Raw genomic sequence first — 12,906 nt, forward strand, 5'->3', positions numbered from 1 at the left:
GGAGCAGGCGAGAAAGTCCGTGGATGCCCGGGACAAGCCCGGCCATGACGGTCTGGATGCGTCGTGCACTGTTATAAGCGCTGGACGGTTGGGGTCATATCGATGTTGCAGGCAGAGGGCAGCGAAGCGCCCATCAAGGTCGAGTTCGACAATTTCGAGCACGGTTTTCCGGAAGGTTTTGGCCCGGGCTGGTGGGGCACGCTCGCGTACTGGATCGGCATCGCCTTCGCGACCTTCCAGCTTTATGTCGCGGCCTTCAACTATCTGCCGAGCCAGGTGGTGCGCGGCGTCCATGTCGGCTTCCTCATCCTCCTCACCTTTGGCCTGATCGGCAACTTCACCGCCAAAAGCGATTTCGGCCGTGCGATCGGCTGGCTGATCGGCGGCGCCGGCTTTCTGTGCGGGCTCTATCAATGGATATTCTATGCGGATCTGATCGCACGTGACGGCGATCCGACGCGCCTCGATCTCGTGGTCGGCACACTGCTCGCCGTCCTGATCTTCGAGGGCACACGGCGGCTGATGGGCGCGGCGCTCCCGCTGATGTGCGGCGCCTGTCTCGTCTACTGGTTCTTCGGCCAGTATCTGCCGTCGCCGCTCAACCATCGCGGCTATGATTTCGACCAGATCGTCACGCATCTGTCGTTCGGCACCGAAGGTTTTTACGGCGTTCCGATCTACGTCTCGGCGACCTACATCTTCCTGTTCATCCTGTTCGGCTCGTTCCTGGAGCGCGCCGGCATGATCCAGCTCTTCACCGACGTTTCGCTTGGGTTGTTCGGCAGGACCCGCGGCGGCCCGGCCAAGGTCGCGGTGTTCGCCTCGGGCATGATGGGCACGATCTCCGGCTCCGGCGTCGCCAACGTCGTCACCGTCGGCCAGTTCACGATTCCGCTGATGATCAGGTTCGGCTATCGCCGGGCGTTCGCGGCCGGCGTCGAGGCGACGGCCTCGATGGGCGGGCAAATCATGCCGCCGGTGATGGGCGCGGTTGCCTTCATCATGGCGGAGACACTCGGCGTCCAGTATTCGGAGATCGTGAAAGCGGCCGCGATTCCCGCGATGCTCTATTTCGCCTCCGCCTTCTGGATGGTGCATCTGGAAGCCGGCAAGCACGGGCTCACCGGCATGAAGCGCTCGGAGATTCCAAGCGCCTGGAAGGCGCTGGTGACGCGCTGGTACCTCGTGCTGCCGCTCGCGGCGCTGGTCTACATGCTGTTCGAAGGCTTTACGCCGCTCTATGCCGGCAGCATGGGCCTTGCGCTGACGGTGGCGCTGATCCTTGGCACCGCCATCACGACGGGCGCGCCTTCGATGGCGATCCGCTATATCTTCTGGATCGGGCTCGCGCTCGTCGTCGCCGCGCTCTCGCGCGACGGCCTTCAGATCGTGCCGGTCGCCTGCGTCGTCGTCGCGCTGATCGTGGTCACTGCGTTCATGCGCGGTGGATTTTCCGCCCTGCGCGCCTGCCGCGATGCGCTGGCTGAAAGCGCGAAATCCGCCATCACCGTCGGCATGGCTTGCGCCATTGTCGGCGTCATCATCGGCATGATGTCGCAGACCGGCGTCGGCACCATCTTCGGCGGCTGGGTGATCGGCCTCGGCGAGAAGAGCCTGTTCCTGGCGCTGATCATGACCATGCTGCTGTCGATCCTGCTCGGCACCGGCATCCCGACCATTCCGACCTACATCATCACGGCAGCGCTCGCGGCGCCCGCGCTGGCCAAGCTTGGCGTGCCCCTGATCGCGAGCCACATGTTCGCGTTCTATTACGGCATCATGGCAGACCTCTCGCCGCCGGTGGCGCTGGCGGCGTTAGCCGCAGCACCGATCGCGAAGGAGAATCCGGACAAGATCGGTTGGGAGGCGATGCGCATCGCGCTCGCCGGCTACGTCATCCCCTTCATATTCGTCTATTCGCCGGCGCTGATGCTGCAGGGCGGCGATCCCATGGCGGCCAAGCTCGGCTTCTACGGCGCGGTGGCATTGGCGACTCTCAAGGCGATGGTGGCGATCGCGCTGTTCGGCATGGTCGCGATCGGCTTTTTGTTCACGCGCCTGACGTTCCTCGAACGTCTGGTCGCGCTCGGTGCTGCGCTCTGCCTGCTCGGTGACTTCCCGTTCAGCGACACCGCGGGCTTCCTGCTCGCAGCGGCCATCGTGCTGTGGCAGTGGCGTCGGCGTCCGCCGGCGCCGGTCGAGGCGGTGTGAGCCTCTGCTTCGTCACAGCCTCAGGCGTGAAGGCGCTGGCGCTGTCCGCGTTCACGCTGGTGTGGACGCATTCGATCGCGAAGGTCGACTGGCAGGAAGACTGGCGCGTCACCCCCGCCGGGCTTGAACTGACGCAGGCACGCGTGAAGGGCACCGGCCCCGGCATGGAGCCGCCGCCCGAGGCGCGCCTCGTCGACGGCTGGTTTCAATGGAAGCCTGCGCGCGCGCCGATGCCGGAGGTTGTGCTGGGCAATTCCGGCGCGGCTGGCGAATGGCGGCTATGCCATGACGGCAAGTGCCGGACGTTGTCCGAGATTGTCGGTCATCCCATTGGTGCTAACGTCACAAAGATGAGCGTCTGCAAAGATCCGTAGCCGGATGGAGCGAAGCGTAATCCGGGCTACAAAAACAAGAATAGGGGAGAAACGCGATGGATCGGCTCAAGGGCAAGGTTGCGATGGTGGTGGGCGCCGGCTCGATCGGGCCGGGTTGGGGCAACGGCAAGGCCACCGCGGTCACCTTTGCGCGCGAGGGCGCGCAGGTGTTTTGCGTCGATCGCAACGGCGCAGCTGCCGAGGAGACCGCGAAGATCATCACGGACGAAGGCGGCAAGGCGAGCGCGTTTACGGCCGACGTCTCGCGTGCGCGCGAGGTTGAGGCGATGGTCGCGGCGTGCCTGAAGGCCTACGGCCGCATCGACGTCCTCGACAACAATGTCGGCATCGCCGAGATGGGCAGCGTGGTCGAAGTGACCGAGGAGAGCTGGGACCGCGTCTTCAGCGTCAACCTCAAGAGTGCCTATTTCGCCATGAAGCACGTCATCCCCGTGATGGTGAAACAGGGTGGCGGCTCCATCATCAACATCTCCTCGATCGCCTCGATCCGCCACATGGGTATCTCCTACGTCACTTACGGCACTTCGAAAGCGGCGATGAACCAGATGACCCGCACCACCGCGATCGAGTTTGCGCACCACCATGTCCGCGTCAACGCGATCCTGCCCGGCCTGATGAAGACGCCGATGGTGGAACATTCCGCAGGTCTTGCGAACAGCTATGCCAAGGGCGACGTCGAGGCGATGTGGCGCGCGCGCGATGCGCAAGTGCCGATGGGCCACATGGGCGACGCCTTCGACGTCGCCAACGCCGCGCTGTTCCTGGCCTCGGACGAAGCGAAATATGTGACGGGGATCGAGCTCGTGGTGGACGGCGGGATCACATGCAAGGCGGGGCCGTAGCTCCTTGCTCGTCGCCCCGGCCTTCGCCAGGACGACGGCTGAACCTTATTGCGCCAGCGCCAGGATCCCGCCGGCAAACGAATGCCACGCCGCGGTCTCGCTGACCGGCCAGTTCAAGATCTTCACCGCCAGCATCGCGAGCGTGCCGGTGATGTAGACCGGGTGCACCCGGCCCTCGGTGCGCCAGTCGCGTACGATGGCGACGACGAGCAGCAGCGAAGCGAGCATCGCTGGCGCGATGGTGACGGGCACCGGCGGCGGCCCGGGCGGTCCCGGAGGCGCGAGGAAGGTGAGAAACCAGCGCGCGATCGCGGCATCGAGGATGGAGACCGCGGCGAGCAGCATCAGGCGTTTGTGAATCTCCGGCTTTCGCGTGTTCATGATCGCGAGCACGAATACACCAGCGAAGAACGCGATCCCGCTCATCGGCACGATCGCGAAGGCGATACCGGCCTCTTTCTGTCCGAGCGCCGCGGAATGCTGCATTACATGGACGGAAGCGAGGAAGCCGAAGATCGTCATCGCGGTCGCGAGCGAAACGCCGGCGATGCCGAGCGCACGGTGATTGACCATGCGGCCTGAGGCGGCGAGCCAGGTCTGGATCACGAAATAGAGAGACCATGTGAAGAACAACAGACCATGGAAATGAATGACGGGGCTTGCGGACAAGGTCCGTTGCGCGAGCGGCACAAAATAGGTCGGTGCGAAGCCGAGAAAAGCGGTGGCAGCGCAGGCCAGTGCCATTTGGAGATAGAAATATCGTGCGGGCGACGCATCCCGCGCGCGCACACGACGGTCGTCGATCACGGTCGTCATGAGGGATGAGTCTGGTGAGGCGGCGTTTGGTTCAAGCCCCTAGCCACCTGTGCAGGGCACTTGTCGGGATGGGATTTAACCCCCCGCGCTCAATTCCGCGCGATCGAGCTCCTCCTCGATCCGATGGAACGCATCGTCGCCGATCACTTCCCTGGCGCGGAGGTCGAAGATCGACTTTCGCGCGGCCGCGATGCCACGGCGGCGCAGCGGATCGGCGGGCAGTTCGCCGTTGGTGATGCCGCCATGGGGATCGTCGTCGGCCTGCATCAGGATGGCGCGATATTCGAGCCGCAGGATCTCCGCTTCCTCCGACGGATCGTCCTCGATCGCGTCGAGCGCCGCGCGATAGGCGACGGCGCGGGCGCGCGCGACCTCGATGCCGACGGGATCGGCGTCCTTGAGGCCGAACGCCAGGATCAGCGGCCGCAACGTCAGGCCCTGCACGACCAGCGTGCCGAGCACGACGGCAAACGCCGAGAAGACGATGAAGTCACGATGCGGAAAGCTCTCCGGCAGGGCAAAGGCGGTGGCGAGCGTGACGAGGCCGCGCATGCCGCACCAGGAGATGATGAGGCCGCCCTTGGCCGAGGCGACCTGCTTCGGATCCTTGGGGTGATAGATGCCGTGCGCCACCAGCGTGCGCAGCGTCGTGCGGTAGAACGTGATCCAGGCCAGCCGCACCAGAACCACGGTGAGCAGGATCCAGGCGGCCGCCACGCAATATTCCCAGCGCACGTCCGCATCGAGCCGCGTCCAGATCGGCCGCATCTGCATGCCGATCAGCATGAAGGCGAGCACGTTGAGCACGAACACCATAGTCTCCCACACCGCATAGGAAGGCACCCGCAGCCGCGCCGGCATGCGTGCCCCCGCCGTGCGCGCGATGGTGATGCCGTAGACCACGATGGTGAGGATGCCGGAGAGACCGAGATGCTCGGCGGCAATCCAGACCATGAAGGTGGTGGCGAACTGCACGATGATCGCGCTCGGCGCTTCCTTCACGCGTTCCATGAACAGCGGGATGATGCGGCCTGCGACCAGGCCCGCGACGACGCTGCCGACCAGCGCCAGCGCCATGGTCGGCGCGACCTGGCTCCATGCCAGATGCTCGGTGGCAACCGTGCCGACGGCGATGCGATAGATCAGGAGCGCGGTCGCGTCGTTGAGCAGGCTCTCGCCTTCCAGGACCTTCACCATGCGATGAGGCAGCTTGACCTGGCTCAGGATCGCAACCGCGGCGGCCGCATCCGGCGGGGCCACGATGGCGCCGAGCGCAACCGCGGCGGCCCAGGGCATATCAGGCATCAGCCGGTGCGCGACGTAGGCCACGCCGGCCGTGGTCAGGCCGACGGCGGCGACGACCAGGGTGGAGACCGGAACCCAATTGTTGCGGAGATCGCGCAGCGAGGTGTCGAAGGCGGCATCGAGCAGGACCGGTGCGACAAAAAGAGCCAGTGCCAGGTCGGGCTCCAGCGTCCAGGACGGGCTCGACGGCACAAAGGCGATCAGTGCACCCCCGATCGCGAGAAAGGTCGGATAGGGGACCTTGATCCGCCGCGCCAGCGCCGATAATCCAACGGCGCCGAGCAGAAGCACGATGATCCATTCGAATGTCGACACGTTGATCCCCGAAACCGATTTGAGCGGCGCCCCAAGCTAGCACCAATCCGGCCGTATGATTGATAGTGCAGCCCCAAGGCAAGACCTCAACCCGGACCTTAACTCAAGACTTTCCGACTGTGACAAGCATGCGTTTTCTCATTCAATGGGCCGGAGCCGCGGTGCTCTTCGCGCTCTCGTTCGTCGTGGCTCATGCCGCGACCGGCGGCGAACCGGCCGCGGTCCCGCAGGTCGACATCGCGCCGTGCCTCGCGGCCGCCGCAGCCGACGATATCGACAAGGCCGTCACGGCCTGCGCCGCCGTGATCGACAACGAGAAGACGGCGAAGGCCGACCTGATCAAGGCGCTGATCGCGCGCGGCGCGCTGTTTGCCCGGCATGATCAGGTCGACCGCGCAATCGCTGACGACAGCCGCGCCCTGGAGCTCGATTCCGGTCTCGCCGATATCTTCAACGCGCGGGGCGAGCTCTGGCTGAGGAAGGGTGACAAGCCCAAGGCGGTGCAGGATTTCGGCGCGGCATTGAAGATCGATCCGAACCACGAGAAGGCCAAGGTCAACCACAAGGCGATGGCGCGCGAGATCGAGCGGATCGGCGCGCAGATGGCGGTCGCGGGCAAGCCCAGCTTCATTTGCAAGGGTGCGCGCCGTCCCGTCGAGAAGGCGATCTGCGCCAACCGCGAGCTCGCTGATCTCGACCGTGAGGTCTTTGCCGCCAACGCGCGCGTGTTGCGCGAAGCCCGCAATGCAGGCGAAGCGAAGGCGCTTCAGCGCGAGCAGGACGATTTCATCGCCCGCCGCAACGCCGGGTTCGGCCGGCCGGGGTACGATTTGAAGAAGGCAATGCAGAAGCGGCTGCAGCGGCTCAACGGGGTGGACGGGTATTGAAGCTTTAGGACCTCCGCAACCTCAAGCCCGGGCATGACGACTTCTCGTGAGAAGGGCGCTGGTGCGCCCCTGACTGGCTCAATTTTGAACCCATCGCGTCCCCGCCGCGACAATGGTGAAAGCCTGATGTCCCGGAGCCCTATGCCATGTGCGGCACGCATCCTTCCGCGCAAATGCTCTCGTTTGCAAAAATCTCGTTTCGCTCGCTCCTGCTCACCGCGGCAATGAGCGTCGTCCTCGTCGCCCCCGCCTCGGCCGGCGTCGATTGCGTGATGGGGAGCAAGGCCGCTCCGGCTGAGCTGATCCCGGCCTGCAGCGCCACCATTGACCAGACCTCAATTCCATCCTCCGATCGCGCCGCGGCGTTGCTGGTGCGCGCCGACGCCAATGCGCGGACCTCGGGCGGCCTCACGCAGGCGCTGCGAGATATCGATCGCGCCATTGCGCTCGATGGCAAGAACGCAAAAGCCTGGCGCCTGCGCGGCGATCTCCTCCGCGAGGCCGGCGGCGATCTCAACCGCGCCGCGGCGGACCTCAGCAAGGCCATCGAGCTCGATCCGCAGGATTCCGAGTCTTACGAGCTGCGCGGCGTGGTCTACACCAACCAGCGCCGGCTCGACCGCGCGCTTGCCGATTACGACCAGGCGATCAAGCTGAAGCCTGACAATGCACAGGCCTGGTCCGACCGCGGCGTGGCCTATTATCTCGGCGGCGACAACGAGAAGGCGATCCGCGATCTCAGCGAGGCGTTGCGCCTCGATCCGAACCGGCCGCGCAGCTACACCAATCGTGGCGCCGCCTACAAGAAGCTCGGCCAGCTCGACAAGGCGGTTGCCGACGACGGCGAGGCGATCAGGCTCGATCCGAAGGTGCCCGAATATTACGACAATCGCGGGCTGTCGCTGGCCGCGATGGGCGAGTACGACAAGGCGATTGCCGATTACGATCAGGCGCTGCGGCTGGCGCCGCGGCCGAATTTCTTCACAAACCGCGGCGATTCCTACCACCTCAAGGGCGAGCTTGGCGCGGCGCTGAGCGATTACGAGGCCGCGCTGAAACTCGATCCGAATTTCGCGCAGACCTACAATAACCGCGCCGTGCTCTACAAGAAGATGGGCGAACGCAGGAAGGCGCTGGCCGACTACGAGACCGCGCTGCGGCTCGATCCCGGCAATGACAACGCCGCCGCCGGACGCCGCGCCATGATCGCGGAGATCGCGAAATTCGGCGGCGAGCCGCTGCGGCCGCTCGCTGCGAATTCCGGCAATGGCCCGTCGTTCGATTGTGCCACTGCGAAGCGCGAGGTCGAGAAGGTGATCTGTGCCGATCCGCAACTGGGTGTGATCGACCGCCAGATCGCCGAGACCTACGAGCGCGTGCTGAAATCGGCCGGGTCCCGCTCGGCCGGCGAGCTCCGTCGCACCCAACGCGACTTCCTCGCCACCCGCAATACGAGCTTCGGCCGCCCGGGCTATGATCTCAGGAAGGTCATGCAGGACCGGCTGCAGCGGCTCAATGCGATGGATAGCTGAGCACTGTTCTTTTCAGCTTGAACCGCGGCCCGTTCCCGGGAAAATACCCCTCAAACATGGCCGGTACTTGATCCCTGTCATGGCGGGACGTTTGTCCTTCCACAAGGTCAAGGCCAGGCGAATAAAGGGAACGGGAGCGCGGGAATGAACGTCCGAGGAAACGTCGACGGAAAGAGCCTCTATCACGAGGTTTATGCGCGCTCGCTGGCCGAACCTGAGGGCTTTTGGGCCGAGGCGGCTAAGGAAATCGACTGGATCGAGCCGCCGAAAAAGCTCTTCGATCCCTCGCAGGGCGTCTACGGCCGCTGGTTCAGCGGTGGTGTCGTCAACACCTGCTACAACGCGCTCGACCGCCACGTCGAACGCGGCCGCGCCGACCAGATCGCGCTGATCCACGATTCGCCGCTGGCAAATAGCGTCACCAAATTCACCTACGCCGAACTGCTGGCCGAAGTGCAGGCCCTCGCCGCCATCATGCAGGATTTTGGCGTCGCCAAGGGCGATCGCGTCATCCTTTATATGCCGATGGTACCGGAGGCCGTCGTCGCGATGCTCGCCTGCGCGCGCATTGGCGCGGTGCACTCCGTGGTGTTCGGCGGCTTTGCCGCGAAAGAGCTCGCCACCCGCATCGACGATGCCCAACCAAAGTTGATCCTGTCGGCGAGCTGCGGCATCGAGCCCGGCCGGATCGTGCAGTACAAGCCGCTGCTCGACGAGGCGATCAGGCTTGCGGGCGCAAAGCCGAAGGCCTGCATCGTGCTGCAACGTCCGCAGCTCGTCTGCGCCCTCACGCCCGGTCGCGACTATGATTGGGCGGGCCTGCGCCGCAAGGCGATGAACGACGGCAAGCAGGCGCCTTGCGTGCCCGTCGCCGCTACCGATCCGCTCTACATTCTCTATACGTCGGGCACGACCGGCATTCCCAAGGGCGTCGTGCGCGACAATGGCGGCCATCTCGTCGCGTTGAAATGGTCCATGTTCAACCTTTATGGCGTCAAGCCGGGTGAGGTCTGGTGGTGCGGCTCCGACATCGGCTGGGTGGTCGGCCACAGCTACATCGTCTACGGCCCGCTGCTGCACGGCGCGACCTCGATCATGTATGAGGGCAAGCCGGTCGGCACGCCCGATGCCGGCGCATTCTGGCGCGTGATCAGCGAGCACAAAGCTGTCGCCTTCTTCACTGCGCCGACCGCATTCCGCGCGATCCGGAAAGAAGATCCGGAAGGAAAATTCATCCGGCAATACGACCTCTCGACCTTCCGTACGCTGTTCCTGGCTGGCGAGCGCGCCGATCCGCCAACGGTGGAATGGGCGGAGCAGCAGTTGAAAGTGCCTGTGATCGACCATTGGTGGCAGACCGAAACCGGCTGGTGCATCGCCGGCAATCCGGTCGGCTTAGGCCAGCTGCCGGTGAAGCACGGCTCGCCGACGGTGCCGATGCCGGGCTATCAGGTCGACGTGGTCGACGAAGCGGCAAAGCCGGTCGGCCCGAACACCATGGGCTCGATCGTCATCAAGCTGCCGATGCCGCCGGGCTGCCTGCCGACGCTCTGGAATCAGGACGAACGTTTCAAGGAAGCCTATCTCACCGAATTCCCCGGCTACTACAAAACGTCGGATGCCGGCTATAAGGACGAAGATGGCTATATCTTCGTCATGGGCCGCACCGACGACATCATCAACGTCGCCGGCCATCGGCTCTCCACCGGCGGCATGGAAGAGATCCTGGCTTCGCATCCCGATGTCGCCGAATGCGCCGTGCTCGGCGTCAAGGACGCGATCAAGGGCGAGGTACCCTGCGGCTTCCTGGTGCTCAAGGCGGGCGTGAAGCGGGCCCCCGCCGAGATCGAGAAGGAGATCGTCGCGCTGGTGCGCGACAAGCTCGGTCCCGTTGCCGCGTTCAAGCTCGCCATCACCGTCGGCCGCCTGCCCAAGACGCGATCCGGAAAGATCTTGCGCGGCACCATCAAGAAGATCGCAGATGGTGAAGCCTGGACCATGCCGGCGACGATCGAGGACCCCAAGGTGCTGGACGAGATCGGCGATGCGCTGAAGGGGCGGGTGTGAGGTTTGCAATGGGGCTTGAATAGGCCGCATTTTTCCGCTCAATCCTCATCCTGAGGAGCGCGCTTGCGCGCGTCTCGAAGGATGAAAGGCCCCGCTGCTGCAGCTTGGCCTGCATGGTTCGAGACGCCCGCTGCGCGGGCTCCTCACCCTGAGGATGAAGGGCCTGCCATGAATTCGAAGCCGTTTCTAGCGATTGCATTTGCGGGCCTCATTCTCTCCGCCTGCTCCGCGCGCTACCAGACGCCGGTGGCCATGGGCGGCGACGATGACGACGCGGTCTGCCAGAGCCGCGGCTATGCGGCCGGCTCGCCCGAATACGTAGCCTGCCGCAAGGACCGCGACGTCCAGCGCAGTTCCGCGACCACCCGCGCCGACCGCCGCCAGCGCGACCTCGGCGAATACATGCTGAACCATCCGGACCGGCCGTAGAGGCTGCTTTCCACTTATCCGTCATTGCGAGCGCAGCGAAGCAATCCAGGATCTCTCCGTCGAGACAATCTGGATTACTTTTCGCTGCGTTCGCAATGACGCGGTTGCTGAAGCTTCTTGCGTCACACAAAAAAAAGCGGCGGGTTTCCCCGCCGCGCTTGCATTCGATGACGACTGAAGGCGAAGGATTACTCCTCCTCCTGGTCCTGCTTCTTGCCGCCGAGCGTCTTCAGCTTGGCGAACACGGCATCGACGTTGAGATCGTCGCTGGACCTCTCCGCGGGTTCGTACTCGTCCTTCTTGGTGGTTTCGGAGGCCGGCAGCAGGGTGGCGCCGCCATAGGCCGCGTCGATCGGCTTTTCCTTGGCCGCGCGCGCGACCTCGAAATCGAGTTCGATCTGCGAGCAGAGGCCGAGGGTGACGGGATCAATCGGCGTCAGCTGGGAGGTGTTCCAGTGGGTGCGATCACGGACGCTGGCGATCGTGCTCTTGGTCGTGCCGACCAGGCGCATGATCTGGGCGTCCTTGAGCTCGGCATGGTTGCGCAGCAGCCAGAGGATGGCGCTCGGGCGTTCGTGGCGGCGCGAGACCGGGGTGTAGCGCGGGCCCTTGCGCTTGGGCTGCGGCGGCAGCACCACCTTGCTCTCCTGGAGGCGGAGCCGGTAGTCCGGGTTGTTCTCGCCCTTCTCGATCTCCTCGCGGGTCAGCTGGCCGTTGGAGAGGGGATCCATGCCCTTGATGCCCTGGGCGGCGTCGCCGTCGGCGATCGCGCGCACCTCGAGGGGGTGCATTTTGGTGAAATCGGCGACCTGATCGAAGGTCAGCGCGGTGTTGTCGAGCAGCCAGACGGCGGTCGCCTTGGGCATCAGAGGTGCGTTGCTCATGGCAAATCTCCTTTGTGCTTCGCCCACCCCTTTGGAGGCGAAACCGGTGGTCATCAGCGATGACTGGGAATTCGCGCTATATAAGCCCGGAGGGGGTAGCCACGCAATGGTTCTGCTATAGATAGTGCCTTGACAGCGCCCGAAAGGGGGCCCAATTCCCTCTGAAGTCGCTGTAAGACCGCACCCAAGCCCTATTCATTCATCGACCGCTTCCCGCCCCTCTGGCGAGGTGATTCGGTCCCGAGATCGCTCAATGTCAGCCAAACCAGACCTCAAGATCGTGCTTTGTTCTCCCCGTGGCTTCTGCGCCGGGGTGGTCCGGGCGATCGACACCGTGGAACGGGCGCTCGATAAATACGGTGCCCCCGTCTATGTTCGCCATGAGATTGTGCACAATAAATACGTCGTCGATGGGTTGAAGAAGAAGGGCGCGATCTTCGTCGAGGAACTCGCCGAGATCCCGGAAAACACCACCGCGCCGGTGGTGTTCTCGGCCCATGGCGTGCCGAAATCGGTTCCAGCCGACGCCACGTCCCGAAATTTGTTCTCGCTGGATGCGACCTGCCCGCTGGTCACCAAGGTGCACCGCGAGGCCGCAATCCATTTCAAGCGCGGCCGCGAGATCTTCCTGATCGGCCATTCCCATCATCCGGAGGTGGTGGGCACGCTCGGCCAGCTCCCGACCGGCGCCGTGACCCTGATCGAGACCGCCGAGGACGCGAAGACCATCGCCCCGAAGGACCCGAACAACCTCGCCTTCGTGACCCAGACCACGCTGTCGATCGACGACACCGCGGAGATCGTGGCGCTGCTGAAGGAGCGCTTCCCGAACATCAACGGGCCGCACAAGGAAGACATCTGCTACGCCACCACCAACCGCCAGCTCGCGGTGAAGAAGGTGGCGCCGGTGGTGGATGCCCTGATCGTGGTCGGCGCGCCGAACTCGTCGAACTCGCAGCGCCTGCGTGAGGTCGCCGAGCGCGAGGGCTGCCCGATCGCCGTGCTGGCGCAGCGCGCGACCGAAATCGACTGGAAGCGGTTCGAGAACATCACCAGCCTCGGCATCACCGCGGGCGCCTCGGCACCGGAAGTGATCGTCGAGGAGATCATGGACGCGTTCGCCGAGCGCTTCACGCTGCATGTGGAGACGGTCTCGGCCGCGGAAGAAAACGAATTCTTCCCGCTGCCGCGTCAGGTGCGCCCCGAAGCCGCCGCCGAGTAGA

11 protein-coding genes are annotated in these 12,906 nt (G+C 64.6%); 8 read left to right on the top strand and 3 right to left on the bottom strand.

Going from position 1 to position 12,906, the window contains the following annotated elements; genetic code table 11:
* Positions 1–102 precede the first annotated feature (102 nt).
* From IVA75_RS06090 to IVA75_RS06100, 3 genes are read left to right on the top strand one after another with little or no spacing between them, the layout of a single operon-like run.
* Complete coding sequence (locus IVA75_RS06090) at positions 103–2,211, top strand: TRAP transporter permease (RefSeq protein WP_247285740.1); 2,109 nt, start codon at positions 103–105, stop codon at positions 2,209–2,211.
* The gene (locus IVA75_RS06095; protein WP_247285741.1) at positions 2,172–2,585 is read left to right on the top strand and encodes a DUF1850 domain-containing protein; all 414 of its coding nucleotides are present in this window, start codon (positions 2,172–2,174) and stop codon (positions 2,583–2,585) included. Before IVA75_RS06090 ends, IVA75_RS06095 begins: the two co-directional genes overlap by 40 nt.
* 56 nt (positions 2,586–2,641) lie before the next feature.
* Positions 2,642–3,448, top strand: a complete 807-nt coding sequence (locus IVA75_RS06100) for a glucose 1-dehydrogenase (RefSeq protein WP_247285742.1) — start codon at positions 2,642–2,644, stop codon at positions 3,446–3,448.
* Positions 3,449–3,493: 45 nt separating this feature from the next.
* Here the strand turns inward: IVA75_RS06100 and IVA75_RS06105 are convergent, their stop codons facing one another.
* The gene (locus IVA75_RS06105; protein ID WP_247285743.1) at positions 3,494–4,264 is read right to left on the bottom strand and encodes a hypothetical protein; all 771 of its coding nucleotides are present in this window, start codon (positions 4,262–4,264) and stop codon (positions 3,494–3,496) included.
* Between the two features lie 75 nt (positions 4,265–4,339).
* Positions 4,340–5,884, bottom strand: a complete 1,545-nt coding sequence (locus tag IVA75_RS06110; RefSeq protein ID WP_247285744.1) for a sodium:proton antiporter — start codon at positions 5,882–5,884, stop codon at positions 4,340–4,342.
* A 128-nt stretch (positions 5,885–6,012) separates the two neighbouring features.
* Between IVA75_RS06110 and IVA75_RS06115 the strand changes: the two genes are divergently transcribed.
* From IVA75_RS06115 to IVA75_RS06130, 4 genes are all read left to right on the top strand, one after another.
* A complete protein-coding gene (locus IVA75_RS06115) occupies positions 6,013–6,771 on the top strand; it encodes a tetratricopeptide repeat protein (RefSeq protein ID WP_247285745.1) in 759 nt (252 codons plus the stop codon).
* 146 nt (positions 6,772–6,917) lie between these two features.
* Complete coding sequence (locus IVA75_RS06120; RefSeq protein WP_247285747.1) at positions 6,918–8,303, top strand: tetratricopeptide repeat protein; 1,386 nt, start codon at positions 6,918–6,920, stop codon at positions 8,301–8,303.
* Between the two features lie 144 nt (positions 8,304–8,447).
* Positions 8,448–10,370, top strand: a complete 1,923-nt coding sequence (locus tag IVA75_RS06125) for a propionyl-CoA synthetase (RefSeq protein ID WP_247285748.1) — start codon at positions 8,448–8,450, stop codon at positions 10,368–10,370.
* A 168-nt stretch (positions 10,371–10,538) separates the two neighbouring features.
* Positions 10,539–10,799, top strand: a complete 261-nt coding sequence (locus tag IVA75_RS06130) for a hypothetical protein (protein ID WP_018453135.1) — start codon at positions 10,539–10,541, stop codon at positions 10,797–10,799.
* Between the two features lie 188 nt (positions 10,800–10,987).
* Here the strand turns inward: IVA75_RS06130 and IVA75_RS06135 are convergent, their stop codons facing one another.
* On the bottom strand, positions 10,988–11,683 hold the full coding sequence (locus IVA75_RS06135) for a cell cycle transcriptional regulator TrcR (protein WP_027565675.1): 696 nt from the start codon (positions 11,681–11,683) through the stop codon (positions 10,988–10,990).
* Positions 11,684–11,936: 253 nt separating this feature from the next.
* Here IVA75_RS06135 and ispH point away from each other — a divergent pair, with 253 nt between their 5' ends.
* Positions 11,937–12,905 carry a 4-hydroxy-3-methylbut-2-enyl diphosphate reductase gene (gene ispH / locus IVA75_RS06140; protein WP_007597506.1) on the top strand — a complete coding sequence of 323 codons (969 nt, stop codon included), beginning with the start codon at positions 11,937–11,939 and terminating at the stop codon, positions 12,903–12,905.
* Position 12,906: the final 1 nt, after the last annotated feature.

Source organism: Bradyrhizobium sp. 134 (genome assembly GCF_023074155.1).
Lineage (GTDB): Bacteria > Pseudomonadota > Alphaproteobacteria > Rhizobiales > Xanthobacteraceae > Bradyrhizobium.

Coding starts and splice junctions, on each gene's coding strand:
- IVA75_RS06090 (WP_247285740.1), top strand. CDS start 103: ATGTTGCAGGCAGAGGGCAGCGAAGCGCCCATCAAGGTCGAGTTCGAC.
- IVA75_RS06105 (WP_247285743.1), bottom strand. CDS start 4,264: ATGACGACCGTGATCGACGACCGTCGTGTGCGCGCGCGGGATGCGTCG.
- IVA75_RS06130 (WP_018453135.1), top strand. CDS start 10,539: ATGAATTCGAAGCCGTTTCTAGCGATTGCATTTGCGGGCCTCATTCTC.
- IVA75_RS06135 (WP_027565675.1), bottom strand. CDS start 11,683: ATGAGCAACGCACCTCTGATGCCCAAGGCGACCGCCGTCTGGCTGCTC.
- IVA75_RS06100 (WP_247285742.1), top strand. CDS start 2,642: ATGGATCGGCTCAAGGGCAAGGTTGCGATGGTGGTGGGCGCCGGCTCG.
- IVA75_RS06125 (WP_247285748.1), top strand. CDS start 8,448: ATGAACGTCCGAGGAAACGTCGACGGAAAGAGCCTCTATCACGAGGTT.
- IVA75_RS06120 (WP_247285747.1), top strand. CDS start 6,918: ATGTGCGGCACGCATCCTTCCGCGCAAATGCTCTCGTTTGCAAAAATC.
- ispH (WP_007597506.1), top strand. CDS start 11,937: ATGTCAGCCAAACCAGACCTCAAGATCGTGCTTTGTTCTCCCCGTGGC.
- IVA75_RS06115 (WP_247285745.1), top strand. CDS start 6,013: ATGCGTTTTCTCATTCAATGGGCCGGAGCCGCGGTGCTCTTCGCGCTC.